The organism is Streptomyces phaeochromogenes (genome assembly GCF_001418655.1).
Lineage (GTDB): Bacteria > Actinomycetota > Actinomycetes > Streptomycetales > Streptomycetaceae > Streptomyces > Streptomyces phaeochromogenes.
On the sequence record NZ_LIQZ01000661.1, the window covers coordinates 1 to 544 of the forward strand.

The 544-nt window shown below is 73.5% G+C and carries 1 protein-coding gene; it reads right to left on the reverse strand.

Features of this window, described 5'->3' with window-relative positions; genetic code table 11:
- Positions 1 to 20: 20 nt before the first annotated feature.
- Complete coding sequence (locus tag AOK17_RS47315) at positions 21 to 395, reverse strand: PIN domain-containing protein (protein WP_055618796.1); 375 nt, start codon at positions 393 to 395, stop codon at positions 21 to 23.
- Positions 396 to 544: the final 149 nt, after the last annotated feature.

Below are 544 nucleotides of genomic sequence, written 5' to 3' on the forward strand. Positions count from 1 at the left end.
AGTGGGGGCCGTGTGCGGTGCTAGGGGCGGACCGTGCGTGGGCCCGTGACCTCCGCGCCCAACTCGGTCACCCGGCGGCGCAGTTCACGGTCGGCGGTGACCACCAGGCGTGGGCGGTCCGCGGCCTCGGCGGTCACTTCCACGATGCGGTCGTCGCCGCTGCCGGGCGCCTCGTCGACCCGTACACCCGGTACGGAGGCGATGCCGCGAGCGCCTCCCTCGACCACCAGGACCAGCTCCAGGGGACCCGGGTGCCCCGGCAGCCCGTCGGTGGCGTACGGGACGAGCAGGTCCCGCAGGCGCTCCGCGGCGCCCCGGCGGTCGCGCCACCAGCCGTCGGGCACGGACCCGACCACATTGGCGGCGTCGACGATCACGAGCAGCGGGGCTTCCATGTGGCCAGGGTCGCACGGAGGGGGATCACACGGCCCGATTAGAGTGGGGGAGTGTCAATGGTCCGCACAGTGAACGGTGACTGGCTCATACGCGGCCGGGACGGCCGACTCGGCGCCTACGCTCCGCGTGAGGAAGCGGTGTGGTGCTG